General features: G+C 68.6%; 16 protein-coding genes. 6 read left to right on the top strand and 10 right to left on the bottom strand.

Annotated features, from left to right (window positions below):
- Positions 1–2 precede the first annotated feature (2 nt).
- From ACZ5PO_RS00350 to ACZ5PO_RS00360, 3 genes are all read right to left on the bottom strand, one after another.
- On the bottom strand, positions 3–506 hold the full coding sequence (locus tag ACZ5PO_RS00350) for an aromatic-ring-hydroxylating dioxygenase subunit beta (protein WP_464186722.1): 504 nt from the start codon (positions 504–506) through the stop codon (positions 3–5).
- A 10-nt stretch (positions 507–516) separates the two neighbouring features.
- Positions 517–1,806 carry an aromatic ring-hydroxylating oxygenase subunit alpha gene (locus ACZ5PO_RS00355; RefSeq protein WP_464189092.1) on the bottom strand — a complete coding sequence of 430 codons (1,290 nt, stop codon included), beginning with the start codon at positions 1,804–1,806 and terminating at the stop codon, positions 517–519.
- Positions 1,807–1,875: 69 nt separating this feature from the next.
- Positions 1,876–3,087, bottom strand: a complete 1,212-nt coding sequence (locus ACZ5PO_RS00360) for an NAD(P)/FAD-dependent oxidoreductase (protein ID WP_464189094.1) — start codon at positions 3,085–3,087, stop codon at positions 1,876–1,878.
- A 247-nt stretch (positions 3,088–3,334) separates the two neighbouring features.
- Between ACZ5PO_RS00360 and ACZ5PO_RS00365 the strand changes: the two genes are divergently transcribed.
- The gene (locus tag ACZ5PO_RS00365; protein ID WP_464189096.1) at positions 3,335–4,375 is read left to right on the top strand and encodes an amidohydrolase family protein; all 1,041 of its coding nucleotides are present in this window, start codon (positions 3,335–3,337) and stop codon (positions 4,373–4,375) included.
- A gap of 4 nt (positions 4,376–4,379) precedes the next feature.
- Positions 4,380–4,862 (top strand): hypothetical protein, encoded by a 483-nt coding sequence (locus tag ACZ5PO_RS00370; protein ID WP_464189099.1) that lies wholly within the window; start codon positions 4,380–4,382, stop codon positions 4,860–4,862.
- A 190-nt stretch (positions 4,863–5,052) separates the two neighbouring features.
- Here ACZ5PO_RS00370 and ACZ5PO_RS00375 read toward each other — a convergent pair whose 3' ends face one another.
- From ACZ5PO_RS00375 to ACZ5PO_RS00390, 4 genes are read right to left on the bottom strand one after another with little or no spacing between them, the layout of a single operon-like run.
- Positions 5,053–5,766 carry a fumarylacetoacetate hydrolase family protein gene (locus tag ACZ5PO_RS00375; protein WP_464189101.1) on the bottom strand — a complete coding sequence of 238 codons (714 nt, stop codon included), beginning with the start codon at positions 5,764–5,766 and terminating at the stop codon, positions 5,053–5,055.
- A gap of 14 nt (positions 5,767–5,780) precedes the next feature.
- The gene (locus tag ACZ5PO_RS00380; RefSeq protein WP_464189103.1) at positions 5,781–6,236 is read right to left on the bottom strand and encodes a cupin domain-containing protein; all 456 of its coding nucleotides are present in this window, start codon (positions 6,234–6,236) and stop codon (positions 5,781–5,783) included.
- Between the two features lie 52 nt (positions 6,237–6,288).
- Positions 6,289–6,780, bottom strand: a complete 492-nt coding sequence (locus ACZ5PO_RS00385) for an SRPBCC family protein (RefSeq protein WP_464189105.1) — start codon at positions 6,778–6,780, stop codon at positions 6,289–6,291.
- A complete protein-coding gene (locus ACZ5PO_RS00390; RefSeq protein WP_464189107.1) occupies positions 6,777–7,544 on the bottom strand; it encodes an SDR family NAD(P)-dependent oxidoreductase in 768 nt (255 codons plus the stop codon). The genes ACZ5PO_RS00385 and ACZ5PO_RS00390 overlap by 4 nt, the downstream gene beginning before the upstream one ends.
- Before the next feature lie 113 nt (positions 7,545–7,657).
- Between ACZ5PO_RS00390 and ACZ5PO_RS00395 the strand changes: the two genes are divergently transcribed.
- The gene (locus ACZ5PO_RS00395; RefSeq protein ID WP_464189109.1) at positions 7,658–8,446 is read left to right on the top strand and encodes an enoyl-CoA hydratase-related protein; all 789 of its coding nucleotides are present in this window, start codon (positions 7,658–7,660) and stop codon (positions 8,444–8,446) included.
- A 155-nt stretch (positions 8,447–8,601) separates the two neighbouring features.
- On the opposite strand, the gene ACZ5PO_RS00400 is transcribed toward ACZ5PO_RS00395, so the two are convergent.
- The 3 genes from ACZ5PO_RS00400 to ACZ5PO_RS00410 form a co-directional block, all read right to left on the bottom strand.
- On the bottom strand, positions 8,602–10,155 hold the full coding sequence (locus ACZ5PO_RS00400; protein ID WP_464189111.1) for a class I adenylate-forming enzyme family protein: 1,554 nt from the start codon (positions 10,153–10,155) through the stop codon (positions 8,602–8,604).
- 51 nt (positions 10,156–10,206) lie between these two features.
- The gene (locus tag ACZ5PO_RS00405; RefSeq protein WP_464189113.1) at positions 10,207–11,373 is read right to left on the bottom strand and encodes an ABC transporter substrate-binding protein; all 1,167 of its coding nucleotides are present in this window, start codon (positions 11,371–11,373) and stop codon (positions 10,207–10,209) included.
- A gap of 278 nt (positions 11,374–11,651) precedes the next feature.
- Positions 11,652–12,800, bottom strand: a complete 1,149-nt coding sequence (locus ACZ5PO_RS00410; RefSeq protein WP_464189115.1) for an acyl-CoA dehydrogenase family protein — start codon at positions 12,798–12,800, stop codon at positions 11,652–11,654.
- A gap of 173 nt (positions 12,801–12,973) precedes the next feature.
- Here ACZ5PO_RS00410 and ACZ5PO_RS00415 point away from each other — a divergent pair, with 173 nt between their 5' ends.
- The 3 genes from ACZ5PO_RS00415 to ACZ5PO_RS00425 are packed head-to-tail and all read left to right on the top strand — an operon-like array spanning position 12,974 to position 16,034.
- Positions 12,974–14,152 carry an ABC transporter substrate-binding protein gene (locus ACZ5PO_RS00415; RefSeq protein WP_464189117.1) on the top strand — a complete coding sequence of 393 codons (1,179 nt, stop codon included), beginning with the start codon at positions 12,974–12,976 and terminating at the stop codon, positions 14,150–14,152.
- 31 nt (positions 14,153–14,183) lie between these two features.
- Positions 14,184–15,050 (top strand): branched-chain amino acid ABC transporter permease, encoded by an 867-nt coding sequence (locus ACZ5PO_RS00420; protein ID WP_464189119.1) that lies wholly within the window; start codon positions 14,184–14,186, stop codon positions 15,048–15,050.
- 9 nt (positions 15,051–15,059) lie between these two features.
- The gene (locus ACZ5PO_RS00425; RefSeq protein WP_464189121.1) at positions 15,060–16,034 is read left to right on the top strand and encodes a branched-chain amino acid ABC transporter permease; all 975 of its coding nucleotides are present in this window, start codon (positions 15,060–15,062) and stop codon (positions 16,032–16,034) included.
- Positions 16,035–16,039: the final 5 nt, after the last annotated feature.

A 16,039-nucleotide genomic window follows, 5' to 3' on the forward strand; every position in this document is an offset into this window, starting at 1 on the left:
CCTCACAGCACGATCGAGATGCGGCCGCTCGGCCGCAGGCTGTCGCTGTCGAGCACGCAGCGCCTGGAGCGGATGCGCAGGCCGTCGTCGGTGGCGACCAGTTCGTAATAGGCCGTGCCGACATAGAGATCGGTGACGCCGTCCTTGCTGCGGTAGGTGGCGAACACCGCCTTGGCGTCGACCTGCTCACCCTGCTGGGCCAGGACCCGCACGTTGCCGATCAGGCGCCGCGTCTTGGAATGCGGGAACTCGGCGTGAGCCGTGCGCTTCATCAGCCGCTTGACGCGCTCGCCCAGGCGGAAGCGGTCGTCGGCGATGTAGAACAGGCTCTCGTCCGAGCGGGCGTCGGCCGGCAGGTCGGTGCAGGGCACCTCGTAGGTGGCGTCGTCGGTGAACAGGCCGAGCCACTCGGGCAGCCGCCACTGGTCGAGCAGGTCGGCCTCGGCGAACAGGAAGTCCTCGACCTCGGCCCGGGTCACACGGGTTGTGGTTGCGGTTACAGTCATGTCGCCCTCCTCACGCCGCGGCCTGGGTCTTGTTCACGAGCGGCGGCGGGAACATGCGGTTGTTCCACTGCGTCCAGAACGCCCGCATCTGCAGCTCGTCGTCGTACGACGGCCGCGCCTTGCCCATGCCCTTGGAGATGTCGTTCCACGCGGCTTCCCTGTTGTTGGCGAAGCCGCGCTGGCAATGCTCCAGCGCCTCGGCATCGTCGGGCGTGGCGAAGCCGCCGGGGCCGAGGAACTCGAGGAAGTTGTAGAGCCGGAACTTGCGGGCCCAGGCGGTCTCTTCGTTCGGCGCCAGCGCCCAGGCGTTGATGGTCATGTAGTCGGGCGCCACCGGATAGTAGGTGCGCACGGTGGTGGCCATGATGTCGTTGATGACCAGATTGGGAAAGATGAACAAATTGCGGTTCTTGTGCGCGATGCGCTCCGCCCGCTCCTGCCCATGGCCGGCGACGAGGCCCGCGAACAGCCGGTCGATCTCCGCCCGCCCCTCCTCGCCCCAGGCCGGGATCCACTGCGCCACCGGCCGTCCCCACGGCGCCCCGTACTCGAGCACCGCGTGGCCGTTGCCGAGGTCGATACCGAACCCGCCCATGCCGCCGCCGCTCAGGCCGCAGGTGGTGTTCATCAAGTAATCGAAGTAGGTCGCGTGGGTGGTGGTGGCGTGGTAGCCGTCGATGCTGTTCTCGGTGAGCAGCTTCCAGTTCGCCCGGATCGAATATTCCTGCGTTCCGGCGACGATCGACATGCCGGATTCCGACTGGTCGCAGACGATGTCCAGATATTCCTTGGCGCCGGCGAGGTACTCGTCGAGGCCGATCGAATCCCGGTCGAAGCAGACGAAATTGAAGCCGCGGTAGCTCTCGAAGCGCGGCACCGGCGTCATGTTGGACGATTCGCGGTTCTTGAAGCCCTCGGCGTACGAGGCCTCGCCGGGCTGGCTGCGCAGCTTGCCGTCGGCGCCGAACACCCAGCCGTGGTAGAAGCACTGGAACGACTTGGCGATGCCCTTGCGCTCGCGGCAGACCTGGGCGCCGCGATGCGGGCAGGTGTTGAGCAGGGCGCGCAACTGGCCCTTGCTGTCGCGGGTGAACAGGATGCTGCGGCCGGCGACGACCCGGGTCAGAAAATCGCCGGGCTTGGCCACCTCGGATTCATGGCCCAGGTAGAGCCAGCAGCGCTCGAAGATGCGCTCCTTCTCCGCCCTCCAGATCTCCTGATCGACGAAGTTGCGCCGCGCCACCTTGAAGAACTGCTGACGCTCGTCGACCCATATTGCGGGTTGCTCGCCTCGTTCCATCGCTCGTCCTCCCATATCGATCGCTGGCGCGTCTTGTGCGCGCCGTTTGCCGCTGCGCCGCGCCGACCCTTATCCTTTCAGCGCCTGGCGCAGATCATAGGCCGGGTTCTGCCAATCCGCCGGCGAGATGCGCTTGCGGGCTGCCACCAGCCGGCGCACGACGGCCATATCGCGTGCGCCGTTCACCGTGAGGCCACCGACGATCTCGTCCCCCGCGAGGCTCAGCACGGCGAAGCGGCCGGAGCCGGGATCACCCCGGACCACCTCCTCGCCGGCGCCGGGATGGCCGACCACCTGGATATTGACGTCGTATTGGTCCGACCAGAACCACGACGGCGCATCGTAGGCCGTCGTCTCGCCGGCCATGGAGCGGGCCGCCGCGATCGCCTGATTCTGCGCGTTCGCCCAGTTTTCCAGGCGCAGCTGCCGCCCGTGACAGTGGCTCCATTGCAGCGCCACGTCGCCGGCGGCGTAGACGCCGTCGGCTTCGGTCGCGCCGGACGGGTCGACGCCGATGCCGTGCTCGGCGGCGAGACCCATGGTCCGCGCCAGGTCGAGCGCCGGCTCGACGCCGACGCCGACCAGGATGAGATCGGCGGCGACGAAGCTGCCGTCCGACAACGCGACGCCGCCCTCGGCCTGGCGCTCCACCGTGACGCCGCAGCGCACGGCGACGCCGCGGCCGCGATGCAGATCGAGCATGAAGCGGCTGAGCAGCGCCGAGCCGACCTGGGGCATGAGGCGGGGTGCCGCTTCGACGACGGTGACGTCGCAGCCGCGGCCCACCGCGGCGGCAGCCACCTCGAGGCCGATCACCCCGCCGCCGACGAGCACAACCCGGCGGCCCGGCGCCAGCGCGGCGCGCAGCGCCATGGCGTCGTCGAGATCGCGCAGGTAGAGCACCGGCAGCGGCCCCGCCTCCAGCCGCGGCAGGCGGCGCGGCCGCGTGCCGGTGGCGATGAGGAGCTTGTCGAACGAGAATTCACGTCCGTCGGCGAGGCCGATGCGGCGCTTGTGCAGATCGCCGCCGACCGCCGGCGCGCCGACGCTGAGCTCGATGCCGAGCGCGCCCCAATCCGCGTCCGGACGCATGAAGATCGGGGCCGCCACGTCGTCGAGCAGGATGGCCTTCGACAGCTGCGGCCGCTCATAGGGCGGATGCCGTTCCTCGCCGAGAAGGGTGATCTCGCCCTGATGGCCGGCGCTGCGCAGCGCCTCCGCCGCACGGCCACCGGCCTGGCCGGCGCCGACGATCACGATGCGGCTCTGCGGATCGCTCATGACTGGGTCCGCACCTTGGTCGGCGTTGCCGACGGCAGAGCTCTTGGATCGGTAACCCGGCCTCGACCGGGAACGGCCGGACGCATATCATCCTCTCCCTAGCGGATTCGAAGTGGCCTCTGTCAGGTGCCTTGACGCTAATTTAAAAGCAGTCCAGCTTGTTTGTAAAGAGCGAACAGGCAGCCGCGCTCGGGTCGGTGCGGCGGGCAAAAGGGGATCTCCGCGCAGATCCCGGGGGAGGACGATCGTGGGTCGGGCCATCGATGCACACACGCATGTCGTGCCGCCGACGCTTATGGCGGATCCGAAGCGGAGCCGGCGCTGGCCGTCGGTCGAGCTGCGCGACAATGGCGCAGCCGCCGTCGTCATCGACGGCAAGGTCTTCCGCATCATCGACGACCGCTGCTGGGACGTGCCGCGCCGCTTGGCCGACCTCGCGGAGGACGGCGTCGATGCACACGTTCTGTCGCCGATGCCGGAGCTGCTGTCGCACTGGTTCGAGCCGGCGGAAGCGGAGGATCTCGCCACCATCGTCAACACCGACATCGCGCGCATGATCGCGGACGTCCCCGACCGCTTCGCCGGCGTCGGCATGGTTGCCATGCAGGACGTCGCCCGGGCGGTGCGCGGCCTGGAGCAGGTCAAGCGGCTCGGCCTCGGCGGCATCGAGATCGGCACCCACATCGGCGGCGTGCCGCTGGGCGATGCCTCGCTGCATCCGATCTACGAGGCGGCGCAGGCGCTGGACCTGGGCATCCTGGTGCATCCGCTGCACCCGGCCGGCCTCGAGCGCATCGGCGGCCTGCCGGAGCTCGGCGCCGTCGCCGCCTTTCCGCTGGAAACGGCGCTCGCCGCCACCTCGCTGCTGACCAGCGGCACGATGAGCCGCTTCCCCACGCTGCGCGTCATGCTGAGCCACGGCGGGGGCGCCCTGCCCTGGATCCTGCCGCGGCTCGACCGCGGCTTCGAGCTCGGCGGCGCCATGCGCAAGGCGATGCCCGAAAAGCCGTCGGTGCTGGCCAGGCGCTTCTGGTACGACACCGTGCTCTACGACGGCGCGGCGCTACGCTTCCTCGCCGAGACGGTCGGCGACGAGCGGATCGTGGTGGGCTCCGACTACCCGTTCGCCATCCGCCAGCCTCGTCCCGCGGCCTTCGCGGACGCCGCCCTCGGCCCCCGCCCGGCCATCGCCTGGGACAACGCCCTCGCCTTCCTCGGCCAGGCTGCCGGGGGCGCCCTCGCGGCAGCAGCCGGCGCGAGCACAACACCGTCGCAACGCCAGGGGTGACCACGTGAGCGAATGCAGCTCCCTGCCGCAGACCAGCCTGTTCGGACCGGTGCCGCCGCGCACGCCGGGACGCCCGGACGCGCAGGTGCCGAACGACCTTGCCCGCGGCCCGGCCAAATACGCGCGGATCGCACACATCTACTTCTACGAGACGGCACCCCAGGCGCACCCAGGCTTCGGCCTGCTCGACGTAGAAATCTCGGTGCAATGGCTGCAGGGTGGCCGGGCGCAGGTCGAGCTCTATTGCATCGGCGACGGCTACCAGAGCGGGCGCGGCTCGAACGGAGGCGTGCCGTTGGTGATCGAGCTGCGTGCCGGGCCCCGCGTGGTCGCCGAGGTGCGGTGGCCCTATCCGGACGTCTTGAACGGGCACATGGACCCAATGACCTTCAAGACCGGCGTCGAGCTGTCGGAGACAGAGTTCGCGGCCATCGATGCGGTCTTGATCCCGGCGGCGCGCGCCGTCGTCCAGGTCGAACTTGAGTAAGTGGTTAAAGCCATCCCCCACGTCATGGCCGGGCTTGACCCGGCCATCCATCAACTAAGAAACGCCATGCGCAAGCATGGACTTATCTCGGATTTTAAGGCTCCGCTCAACCGAGATGTACTTCTTGAGTGGATGGATGGCCGGGTCAGGCCCGGCCATGACGGTGGAGGGGCGTTCCCCGGCAGCACCTTTACTTGCCGAGGGCGGCTGGTGGCGGACCGATCCCGATCCCGATATCGCTCAATCCGGTGACGCCGCCCGTGACCACATCACCGGGGACCAGCGGGCCGACGCCGGCTGGCGTGCCGGTCATGATCAGGTCGCCGGGCCTGAGGGCCATGGAGCGCGACAGGATCGCGATGATCTCCGGCGCGCTCCAGATCAGGTCGGCGATGTCGGCGTCCTGCCTGGTCTCGCCGTTCACCGCGAGCCAGATGCGGCCACGGGCAGGATGGCCGACCACGGCGGCGCGATGCAGCGGCGCCACCGGCGCCGACTGGTCGAAGGCCTTGCCCCAGTCCCAGGGACGGCCGCTGTCGCGAGCCGCGATCTGCAGGTCTCGCCGCGTGAGATCGATGCCGACGCCGTAGCCCCAGACCAGGCCGAGGGCCTCCTCCGCCGGCACCTGGAACCCCGGCGAGCCGATGGCGACGACGAGCTCGATCTCATGGTGAAGGTTGGCGGTTTCCGGCGGATAGGGAATCGTCGCGCCATTGCGGACCACCGCGTCGGCCGGCTTGGTGAAGAAGAACGGCGCCTCCCGGTCCGGGTCCTTGCCCATTTCGCGGGCGTGGGCGGCGTAGTTTCGGCCGACGCAGAAGATGCGGCGGACCGGGAAGCGGCCAGCCTCGTCGGCAATGTCCAGGTACGGGATGGCCGGCGGCTCGACGACGAATGGGCTCATGGCGGCAACCCGGATCAGGCCTTGGCGCGGGCGGCAGCGGCCGCCGCGATCTCGGCAAAGCCGGCGAGGGACTCGTCCGGCACGTCGGGCAGGTTGACGACGATGTTCTCGGGCGTGCGGGTAGTGAGCCAGACGAGATCGTCGTCGGCGCTCAGATTGACCTCCACGTGCGGCATGAAGGGTGGCACGAAGACGAAGTCGCCCTCCTCCATATCGATCCACTCGCCGTAGGTCTCGCCAAAGTAGATGCGGCCGCGGCCGTGCAGAACATAGCCGCCGGTTTCCGCCTCCCCGTGGTGATGCGGCAGCGAGCGGAAGCCCGGCTCGTTGCTGACCTTGCCGTACCAGAGCTTCGTCGCCGGCGTGTGCTGCCGGCTCACGCCCGACACACGCACGGCGCCGCCGGACTGGGCGGTCTGCGTGTCCAGGTGATCCTTGCGCGTGACGATGGGTTTGACATCTGCGGCCATAGCGACCTCCCCTAACATGCCGTCCAGATTTAACTAACAAACAACCGTTAATTTAGCGACCTGCGTTGTCAAGCGCAGCGTCGCTGGCAGGCACACCGAACCTGGCGCTGAGCGCGCCGAGACCGGCGGCATAGATCTGCGCAATCCGGCGACGCGCCTCGCCGTCGTCCGTGCCCGCCGCCGCCTCGAACGACGAGCTCCAGACCACGCGGCAGTGCGTGCCTGCGCCCCACGGCTCGATGGCGAGCACGGCCTCGTAGTTGCGCACCGGCACCGGTCCGGCGTCGATCGCGTAGCGGCAGGATTGCCCGTCGACAGCGATCAGCCGCTCGCGGAAGACGCCGAGCACAGTCCGGCAGACGCGCGTTGCGCCGATGCCGTGGCCCTCGAGCGTGACGGCCTCGATGCCGGGAAGCCACGCGCCAACCCCGGCAAAATCCCCGATCAAGGCCCAGACCTCTGCGGCGGGCACCGGCAGGACGCGGGTGGCGCGCACATCGATCCGGCCCGGCCCTGGACCGGACGCGGGATCGGACGGCGTCATACCGCGAGATAGCCGCCGTCCACCGGCAGCGTCGCGCCGGTGATGTAGCTCGCCGCGGGCGAGGCCAGGAACACCGCGGCGCCGGCCAGTTCCTCGGGCTGCCCGACCCGGCGCATGGGCGTATGCGCGAGCAGGGCGGCCATGCGCTCGGGGCGGGCCCGCGTGGCCTCGGTCATCGGCGTTTCGATGAAGCCGGGCGCGATGGCGTTGACGCGGATGCCGTCCCGCGCCAACTCGACCGCCAGCGCCTTGGTGAGCTGTAGAACGGCGCCCTTGGACGCCGTGTAGGCGGCGGAGTTGGGCGTGGCGATGAACGACTGGATCGAGCCGAGATTGACGATCGTGCCGCTCGTCTCCCGTAGAGCGGGCAGGAAGGCGCGCACCATGTTGTAGACGCCGTCGACATTGACGCGCAGCGTCCTGTCCCAGGCGAGATCGCCGTCGGGCTGATCGACCGGGCCGCGCATCAGGATGCCGGCGTTGTTGATCAGGATAGAGACGGGCCCGTCGCGCTCCCCGACCGTCGCGGCGAAGGTCGCGCAGCTAGCGCGGTCGGCGACGTCCAGCGCCGCGGCCCACGCCGCGCCGCCGGCGCGACGGATCTCGTCCGCCGCCGCTTCGGCGGCCTCGCCGTTGATGTCGGCGAGCCCGACCTTGGCACCTGCCGCCGCGAGGCCTGCGGCGATCGCCCGGCCGTTGCCCTGCCCGGCGCCCGTCACCAGCGCCAGCCGGCCCGCGAGCGAGAACGAAAGCTCCATCGACATGTCCCTCCTGCCTCGCAGCCGACCCGATTGCAGCGGGCCGACGGCTGCATATTGCTCCGACTCGTTGCGCAAAGTAAACTGACGTTTGTTAGTTAGATTTTCGAGGAGAGCCCATGCCGCCCCTGTCCACCATCGAGTTCGACGTCGACGCGCGGGGCGTCGCGCGCCTGACGCTGGCCCGCCCGGAGGCGCACAACGCGATGAACGGCGTCATGTATGACGAGGCGCGCGAAGCTGTCCGCCGCTGCAACACCGACCCGGGCATCCGCGCGCTGGTGCTCTCCGGCCAGGGCGTCACCTTCTGCTCGGGCGGCGACCTCAAGTACCAGCGGGCGCAGGCCGAGCGGCCGCAGACCGAGCGCCTCGCCGAGGCCAGCAAGCTCGCCTTCTGGCTGCGCGAGCTCGACACCCTGTCGAAGCCCGTGATTGGCCGCATCAACGGACCGGCCTACGCCGGCGGCCTCGGGCTGATCGCGGTGTGCGACATCGCCATCGGCGTCGACACCGCGCCGTTCGCCATCACCGAGGCGCGCCTCGGCCTGCTGCCGGGCATGATCTCCCCCTACGTGGTGCGGCGCATCGGCGAGCCCGCGGCGCGGCGGCTGTTCCTCACCGGCCGCCGCATCTCCGGGGCGGAAGCAGCGGCGATCGGGCTGCTGACCGAGGCGGTGCCGGCGGCCGAGCTCGACGCCGCCGCCGAGCGGGAGATCGCCATGATCCTGCAATGCGCGCCGGGGGCGCTCGCGGCCGCCAAACGGCTGATCGAGTATGTTTCGACTCATACGGCGGCGGACAACATGATCTACACCGTCGACCGTGTGGCCGAGATGTGGGGCTGGGAGGAGGCGGCCGAGGGCATGCAGAGCTTCATCGAGAAGCGCAAGCCGCGGTGGCAGTCTTAGGCACATGCGAAGGAGAGCTTTCGCCCGCATCCACGTCGGGATTCTCTTTTGATCGATGGATGGCCGGGTCAAGCCCGGCCATGACGTTGGAAGGCGTGCGCCTTACCTTCATGCCGTCATGGCCGGGCTTGACCCGCCATCCATCTACTTGAAAATTACTTCAGCAGCCCAACCTCCGGATGGTCCCGCAGCTCGCGCTTGACCACCTTGCCCAGCGCGTTGCGCGGAAACTCGTCCATGGGCACCACCTTCGCCAGCCGCTGGGTCTTGGCGAGCCGCTCGTTGGCCCAGGCGCGCAGGGCCTCGCCCGACGACGCCGTGCCCGCGCGCAAGATGACGAAGCCGACCGGCGTCTCGCCCCAGCTCGGATGCGGGGCGCCGATCACCGTGGCCTCGACGACATCCGGGTGCGCGCTCAGCACCGCCTCGATGTCGGAGGGATAGATGTTGAAGCCGCCGGAGATGATCATGTCCTTCTTGCGGTCGACCACGTAGAGGTAGCCGTCGTCGTCGAGCCGGCCGATATCGCCGGAGCGGATGAAGGTGCGGCCGCGCGCGTCGCGCCAGATCGTCGCCTCGGTCTGTTCCGGATTGCCGTGGTAGCCGCGCATGGCCCAGCCGCCGTAGAAGGCGATCTCGCCGGCGTCGTTACGCGCGGCCGCGCGGTCGTTCTGGTCGAGGATGCAGATGTCGAAGCCGGGCGTGGGGCGGCCCACCGAGGCCGGCCGCTCGGCCATCTCCTCGGGCGTGATGATCGTCGCGCCGCCTTCCGAATAACCGTAGAGCTCGTGCAGGCAGGGGCCGAGCGCTTGCTGGACACGCCGCTTCACCTCGGGGCTCATGGACGAGCCTGCGGTCAGGCACATCCTGAGCGAGCCGAGATCAGCGTCCTTGAGGGCAGAATCCTCGAGGATGCGGATGTATTGGGTCGGCACCATGAAGGTGTGGGTGATGCGGCGCGCCTCGATCAGCGCCAGGCACGGCCGCACCGCGAATGTCGGCATGATCTCGATCTCGCCGCCGGTCAGCAGGGCCGGCCACAGGGTGATCCAGGTGCCGTTGGAATAGATCGGCGTCGTCAGGAGGGTGCGCGCCGTCGAGCCGAACTTCATGGGGATGGCGTAGGTGAGCCCCATGATCTGGCGGGCGCGGTGGGAATAGGCGACGCCCTTGGGCAGCCCCGTCGTGCCGGAGCTGTAGCTGATGTTCATGAGGTCATCGAGGTGGAGCGCGATGCCGGGGTCGGCCGGGCTCGCCGCCGCGAGCAGCGCCTCGGTCGAGCCGAACCCGGCCTTACCGCCGCTGGCGAAGAGCCCGTCCGGCCGCACCGTGGTCAGCCGGTCCCGGATGCCACGGATCACCTCCGCGAAGCCCGCATCGGTGAACAGCAGCACGGCACCGGAATCATTGATCAGGCCGGCGATCTGCTCCGGCGCGAGCAGCGTGCTGAGCGGCACCACGCAGGCGCCGGCCTTCATCGCCCCGCACAGCAGCACCAGATGCTCGACCGTGTTCGACATGACGAAGGCGACCCGGTCGCCCTTGCGCAGGCCGAGCCCGAGGAGCGCATGGCCGATACGGTTCATCTGCGCGCCGAACTCACCCCAGGTCAGCACCTCGTCGCCGCAGGCGATCGCCCGCTTCGCCGGGGCGATGCAGGCGTTGTACGACCACATCTCGGGGAGCGTGTTCTGGGAAATGTCGGGCATGGCCTGCTCCGCTGCCAAAGGTTTCGACGGAGGTTGCCGTCGGGCGCCGCGCTACTCCACCACCTGCCACTGACCCTTGTCGTAGCGCAGCATGACCAGGGGCTTGGACTTGAGGTTGAGCCCGCCGTGGCTCTCCGGCGAGAAGTGGAACTGGCCGTTGGCGCCGGTGACCTGCACGGTCTCGAGGGCATCGCGTAGGGTGTCGCGCGTCAGCGGTCCCTTGAGCGACTTCACCGCCTGCTCCAGGATCAGCGCCGCATCATAGCTGTGCTGGGCGAAATTCTCGGGCGCCTGCCCGTATCTCGCTTTGTAGTCGGCATACAGCTTCTGCACGACCGGTTTGGACGGATCGGTGTCGGGCAGGCTGTCGGGGACGAGGAGCCGGAACGAGGAGATGTACACGCCCTCAGCGGCCGCGCCGACATTGGCGACCAGCGCATTCGACGCCGCCCCATAGCCCATGATGATGGGCACGTCGTAGCCGACCGCCCGGGCGTTCTTCAGCAGCACGGTCGGCCCCGGCAGCGCGCTCCACACGACGATGGCGTCGGGATTGCGCTCGCGCACGCGCAGCACCTGGGCGGTGATGTCCGGATCCTGGCGGTTGAACTCCTCGGCTGCCACGACATCGATGCCGTAGGTCGGCGCGAGCTCGCGCAGGATGCGCGTGCCGGACTGGCCGTAACCGTCGGCCGCGCTCATCATCGCAAGCTTTTTCAGCCCCTTGCGCTGAGCGTAGGCCAGCACGTGCGAGATGGCCACACGATCGACGGGGCAGGAGTTGAACACATATTTGAGCGGCGGATTGACGATCCCCTCGGTGCCGCCATGGGCGATCATGGGGGTCTGCAATTCGTTCGCGATGGGAATGGCCGCGAGGCTCTCACCCGAGCTCGACGGGCCGAACAGCACGTCGACCTTGTCCGATTCCACCAGCCGCCGCAGTTGCTGCACGCCCTTGGTGCTGTTGCCCTCGGTGTCGTAGACGATCAGCTTGACCGGCCGCCCGCCGAGCCCGCCGGTCTTGTTCCAGTCATCAACGACCATGCGGAGCGCACGCTCCTCGGGTATGCCCAGGAACGAGGCCGAGCCGCTCATCGGATAGATGGCGCCGATGGTGATCGACTCGGCTGCTGCGGCGGCGGCGGCGGCGCCTGCGCCCAACAGCAACGGCGCGAGCCATGCAAAGCAAAGGCGCATCGAATTGAGCTTATTCATCGTTTCCTCCCTTCACACTCATCCGACGCCCTTGTTGTCCCGGACGCCTGGACGTTGCCGCTGCGCGCATTGGCGGTGACGCTGCGCACCCTCGCCCCGCTTGCGGGGAGAGGGGGCCCGCCGCGTGGCGTGAGACCGATCTCGAGCCTCTTTCTGAGCGCCCCCTCACCGGGCTTGCGCTGGTGCGCAACCCGACCTCTCACCGCAAGCAGGGCGAGGTACGCAGCTGCATCGTTCATCGCCCCCCTGGTCTGTCGTCATCACCGCGCGCGACGCCGTCAGAAGGCGCGACCGAAGCTGAAATAGCGCTCGGCGATCAGGTTGCGGCACATCTCGTCGTTCAGCGGCGCGAACGAATAGAGCCGATGGTCGCGGTAGTAACGCTGCATCGGGCTCGCCGTATCGAAGGCCGCCGCCGCCAGGATCTCCATGCCGACGTCGGCCGACTGCTTGGCCGCATTCGACGCCGCGAGCTTGGCCATGGAGCTCGCCACGTCGACCGGCTCGCCGTTGTCGTCGCGCTGCGCCGTCGCCAGCAGGAAGGTCCAGGCCAATTCCACCGTGGTCGCCACATTGGCGAGCTTGTGCTGCACCGCCTGCAACTCGGCCAGTGACTTGCCGAAGGCCTGGCGCTCGCGGGCGTAGTCGGCGGCGACCTCCATGGCGCCCTGGGCGATGCCGATCGCCACGGCCGCTGCATTGATCCGCTCGGAGTTCAGCGTCGCCAGCACCTGCCGGAAGCCGCGCCCCTCTGCGCCGATCAGGTTGGCGGCGGGGATGCGGACGTCGTCGAAGAAGACCTGGCAGGTGTCGTAGCTGTGGATGGCGAAGGTATCGATCTCCCGCGCCGTGATGCCGGGCGTCTTGCTCGGCACCAGGAAGGTGGAGACACCGTCGGTCTTGCCCGGCGCGGTCCGCGCCAGCACGACGTAGAAGTCGGAGGTCGTGGCGCCGCTGATCCACATCTTGGCGCCGTTGATTACGTAGTCGCCGCCGTCGGCTCGGGCGGTCGTCTTCATGGCGCGCAGGATATCCGTGCCGCCGCCTGCTTCCGTCAGGCAGAACGATGCCTTCTGCCGGCCCGCGGCCAGCGGCGCCAGGAACGCCCGCTTCTGCTCGTCGCTGGCATTGTCCTTGAGCAGCCGCGTGACGAGGAACTGCACGACGCAGAACACCGCCATCGACGTGGCGCGGTTGGCGAGCGCACGCAGCGCAAGCACCTGCTCGATGTTGCTGCCGCCGCTGCCGCCGTCTTCCTCCGGCACGCCGAGCCCAAGCACGCCCAGCTCGGCCAGCACCTTATAGAGATCGCCGTCGAAGGTCTTGGAGCTGTCGAGCTTCTGCACGCGCTCGACCGGCGACGTCTCGACGATGGCCCGGTTGATGACATCTTGAAAAGCAATCTGTTCTTCTGACAACGAAGTCATCACGGTTACTCGTTGGCTATGCAGGGGACGGGAATCGGTACGAAGCTAACAAACGTTAGTCAAGCAGCCGAGCCTCAATGGCGACGCGCTGCCTCCGCTCAAAATGCGTTTGACAAACCGTCCCGTCAACTTTTAACTAACGCCTGTTAGATAAAAATCTCGGGGAACCGCGCATGCGCCCATGGCCCAACCTCCACTCGCTCTGCCGTCCTGCCGCCGCCGCCGCGCTGTCGCTCGCCGTGGCCGCGCCGCTCGGCTCCGCCGCCCGGGCGACCGAACCGATCAAGGTCGGCGCGGTCTATGCCACGTCGGGGCCGGCTGCCTTCCTGGGCATCCCCGAGGAGCGCGGGCTGAGGCTTGCGGCGGAGGAGCTGAACAAGAGCGGCGGCATCGCCGGCCGCAAGGTCGAGGTCATCGTCTACGACACCGAGGGCAACGGCACCAAGGCCTCGCAGCAGCTGCGCCGGCTCATCGATTCCGACAAGGTCGACGTCATCCTCGGGCCGTCGAGCTCCGGCGAGAGCCTGCTCGTCCTGCCCATCGCCAACGAGGCGAAGACGCCGATCATCATGCACGCCGGCACCGAGAAGGTGTTCACCCCGACGACGCCCTACGGCTTCAACACGCCGCCGTCCGACCGCATCGTCGCCGCCGACCTGCTGGCCAAGCTCCAGAAGCGCGGCATCGCCAAGATCGCGCTGATGTCGTCCGCCGACGGCTTCGGTCAATCCGGCGCCAACGTGCTGCGCGAGCTCGCCAAGGACTATGGCATCGACATCGTCCGCCACGAGGAGTTCAACCGCCAGGACACCGACATGACGGCCCAGGTGCTGCGCATCAAGGACTCCGATGCGCAGGCCATGCTGATCTGGAGCGCGCTGCCCGGCCCGAGCATCATCATCAAGAATGCGGCGGCGGTGGGCTACCAGAAGCCGATCTTCAACAGCTACGCCGCCGCGAGCCGCGACCTGCTGCAGCAGGCGGGCCCTGCCGCCAACGGCACCTACGTGACCTCCATGCGGCTCCTGGCGCCCGAGTCGCTCAAGGCGGACGACCCGGTGCGCCCGGTCGTGCAGAAGCTCTACGCCGACTACAAGGCCAAGTACGGCGAGGCGCCAGCCACCTTCGCCGCCCACAGCCACGACGCGCTGATGATCGTCAAGGCGGCCGCCGAGAAGATCGACGGCGAGCTGACGCGCGACAAGCTGCGCGCCGCGATCGAGAAAGTCTCGATCATCGGCGGCAACGGCATCTTCCAGTTCACGCCGGACAACCACGGCGGCCTCAACAAGAATTCGCTGTCGATGGTGCTGCTGGTGGCCAAGGACGGCCAGTGGGTGGTGGCCGAGTGAACGCGCCACGGTCCGCACGGCAGCTTCGACCATGATCACCCAGATCATCATCTCGGCCCTGTCCCTGGGCGCGGTCTACGCGCTCATCGCCATCGGCTTCACCATCGTCTTCGCCACCAAGCGCATCATCAACTTCGCCCACGGCGAGTTCGTCATGCTCGGCGGCGTGCTCGCCGTCTATTTCTCGCAGTCGCTCGGCCTGCCCATGGCCGCGGCGCTGCTGGCCACCGTCGTCTGCGTCGCCGTCATCGCCCTCGTTCTCTACCTGCTGGTGCTCGACCAGAAGACCAGCGATCCGCTGACCCAGATCATGCTCACCCTGGGGCTCGCCATCGCCATCAAGGGGGCGGTCGAGGTGACCATCGGCAAGGCCACCCTGTTCCTGCCGCCGCTGTCCAGCGCCGCCACGTGGCCGGTGTTCGGCATCTTCGTCAGCCCGCAGGCGGCCTGGATCGTGCTGACGCTCATCGTGCTGTCGCTCGGGCTGGCCGTCGTGCTGCGCACCACCTGGCTCGGCCTGTCCATGCGCGCCGTCGCGCTCGACCCCTACGCCGCCGTGCTGATGGGTGTCGCCCCGCGCTGGATCGCCGCTTCGTCCTTCGCCATCGCCGGCTTCTTCGGCGCCGCCGCCGGCGCCCTCGTCGCGCCGATCGCCTCGGCGAGCTACGACAACGGCCTGTTCCTCGGGCTCAAGGGCTTCGGCGCCGCCATCCTGGGCGGCATCGGCAGCCCCATCGGCGCCGTCGCCGGCGGGCTGATCCTCGGCCTGACCGAAGCGCTCTCCGCCGGCTACCTGAGCTCCGCCTACAAGGATGCGATCACGCTGTCGCTGCTCTTCGTCGTGCTCATGCTGTTCCCCCAGGGGCTGCTGGGCGGCCGCGCCCTCAAGAAGCTGTGACGCCAGCCGATGATTCACGATCGCCTCATCACAGCGGCCCTGCTCGTGCTGTTCCCCGTCGCCTTCCTCGCGTCGGGCAACTCGTTCCACGAATCGCTGCTGATCTACACCGCCATCAACGCCATCGCCGCCATCGGGCTCTGCCTGATCTTCGGCCTTGCGGGGCAGATCTCGCTCGCCCAGGCGGCCTTCGTCGGCATCGGCGCCTATGCAACGACGCTCGCCACCAACCGGCTGCATCTCGACAGCACCTTGGCGATCGTCGTCGGCGGGCTGGTGGCGATGCTGTTCGGCTGGCTGGTGAGCCGGCCGCTGTCGCGGCTGCATGACCACTACCTGGCCATGGGCACGCTGGCCTTCGGCATCATCGCCTACATCCTGTTCGCCAACCTCTCGAGCCTCACCGGCGGCCTCGACCCCGGCGTCACCATCGCCCGCTTCAAGCTCGCCGGCCACGAGCTGCCGCGCTCCAACGATTTGTTCTGGGTCTGCTGGGCGTTCCTCGTCGCCGCCGCCTTCATCGGCTCCAACATCACCCGCTCGAAGGTCGGCCGCAGCCTGCGCGCCATGAAGATGTCGGAGTTCGCCACCGCCGGCGTCGGCATCGACTGCGTGCGCACCAAGGCCCTCGTGTTTTCGCTCGGCGCCATGCTGGCGGGCGTGGCCGGCGGCCTCTATGCCAATTTCGCGCGCTCCTTCAACGCCTCCTCGTTCGGCTTCTCCTATTCGATCGACGTGCTGGTGATGGTCATCGTCGGCTCACTGCAGCGCATCTCCGGCGCCATCGTCGGCGCGCTCATCGTCACCGTGCTGCCGCTGCTGCTCGACCGGGCGGAGGACTACAAGACCCTCGCCTTCGGCGTCCTCATGGTGCTGATCGTCAAGTTCGCGCCGCAGGGCCTGGTCGACGGGCTCACCCAGATCGCGTCCCGGCTGCGGCTGCGGATCACCTCCCGGCTGCGCCGGCCGGCGCAGGCAGGGTGAGCGCC

It is taken from the genome of Chelatococcus sp. KU-N122 (assembly GCF_055391085.1).

Coding starts and splice junctions, on each gene's coding strand:
- ACZ5PO_RS00350 (WP_464186722.1), bottom strand. CDS start 506: ATGACTGTAACCGCAACCACAACCCGTGTGACCCGGGCCGAGGTCGAG.
- ACZ5PO_RS00355 (WP_464189092.1), bottom strand. CDS start 1,806: ATGGAACGAGGCGAGCAACCCGCAATATGGGTCGACGAGCGTCAGCAG.
- ACZ5PO_RS00360 (WP_464189094.1), bottom strand. CDS start 3,087: ATGAGCGATCCGCAGAGCCGCATCGTGATCGTCGGCGCCGGCCAGGCC.
- ACZ5PO_RS00375 (WP_464189101.1), bottom strand. CDS start 5,766: ATGAGCCCATTCGTCGTCGAGCCGCCGGCCATCCCGTACCTGGACATT.
- ACZ5PO_RS00380 (WP_464189103.1), bottom strand. CDS start 6,236: ATGGCCGCAGATGTCAAACCCATCGTCACGCGCAAGGATCACCTGGAC.
- ACZ5PO_RS00385 (WP_464189105.1), bottom strand. CDS start 6,780: ATGACGCCGTCCGATCCCGCGTCCGGTCCAGGGCCGGGCCGGATCGAT.
- ACZ5PO_RS00390 (WP_464189107.1), bottom strand. CDS start 7,544: ATGTCGATGGAGCTTTCGTTCTCGCTCGCGGGCCGGCTGGCGCTGGTG.
- ACZ5PO_RS00395 (WP_464189109.1), top strand. CDS start 7,658: ATGCCGCCCCTGTCCACCATCGAGTTCGACGTCGACGCGCGGGGCGTC.
- ACZ5PO_RS00400 (WP_464189111.1), bottom strand. CDS start 10,155: ATGCCCGACATTTCCCAGAACACGCTCCCCGAGATGTGGTCGTACAAC.
- ACZ5PO_RS00405 (WP_464189113.1), bottom strand. CDS start 11,373: ATGAATAAGCTCAATTCGATGCGCCTTTGCTTTGCATGGCTCGCGCCG.
- ACZ5PO_RS00410 (WP_464189115.1), bottom strand. CDS start 12,800: ATGACTTCGTTGTCAGAAGAACAGATTGCTTTTCAAGATGTCATCAAC.
- ACZ5PO_RS00415 (WP_464189117.1), top strand. CDS start 12,974: ATGCGCCCATGGCCCAACCTCCACTCGCTCTGCCGTCCTGCCGCCGCC.
- ACZ5PO_RS00420 (WP_464189119.1), top strand. CDS start 14,184: ATGATCACCCAGATCATCATCTCGGCCCTGTCCCTGGGCGCGGTCTAC.
- ACZ5PO_RS00425 (WP_464189121.1), top strand. CDS start 15,060: ATGATTCACGATCGCCTCATCACAGCGGCCCTGCTCGTGCTGTTCCCC.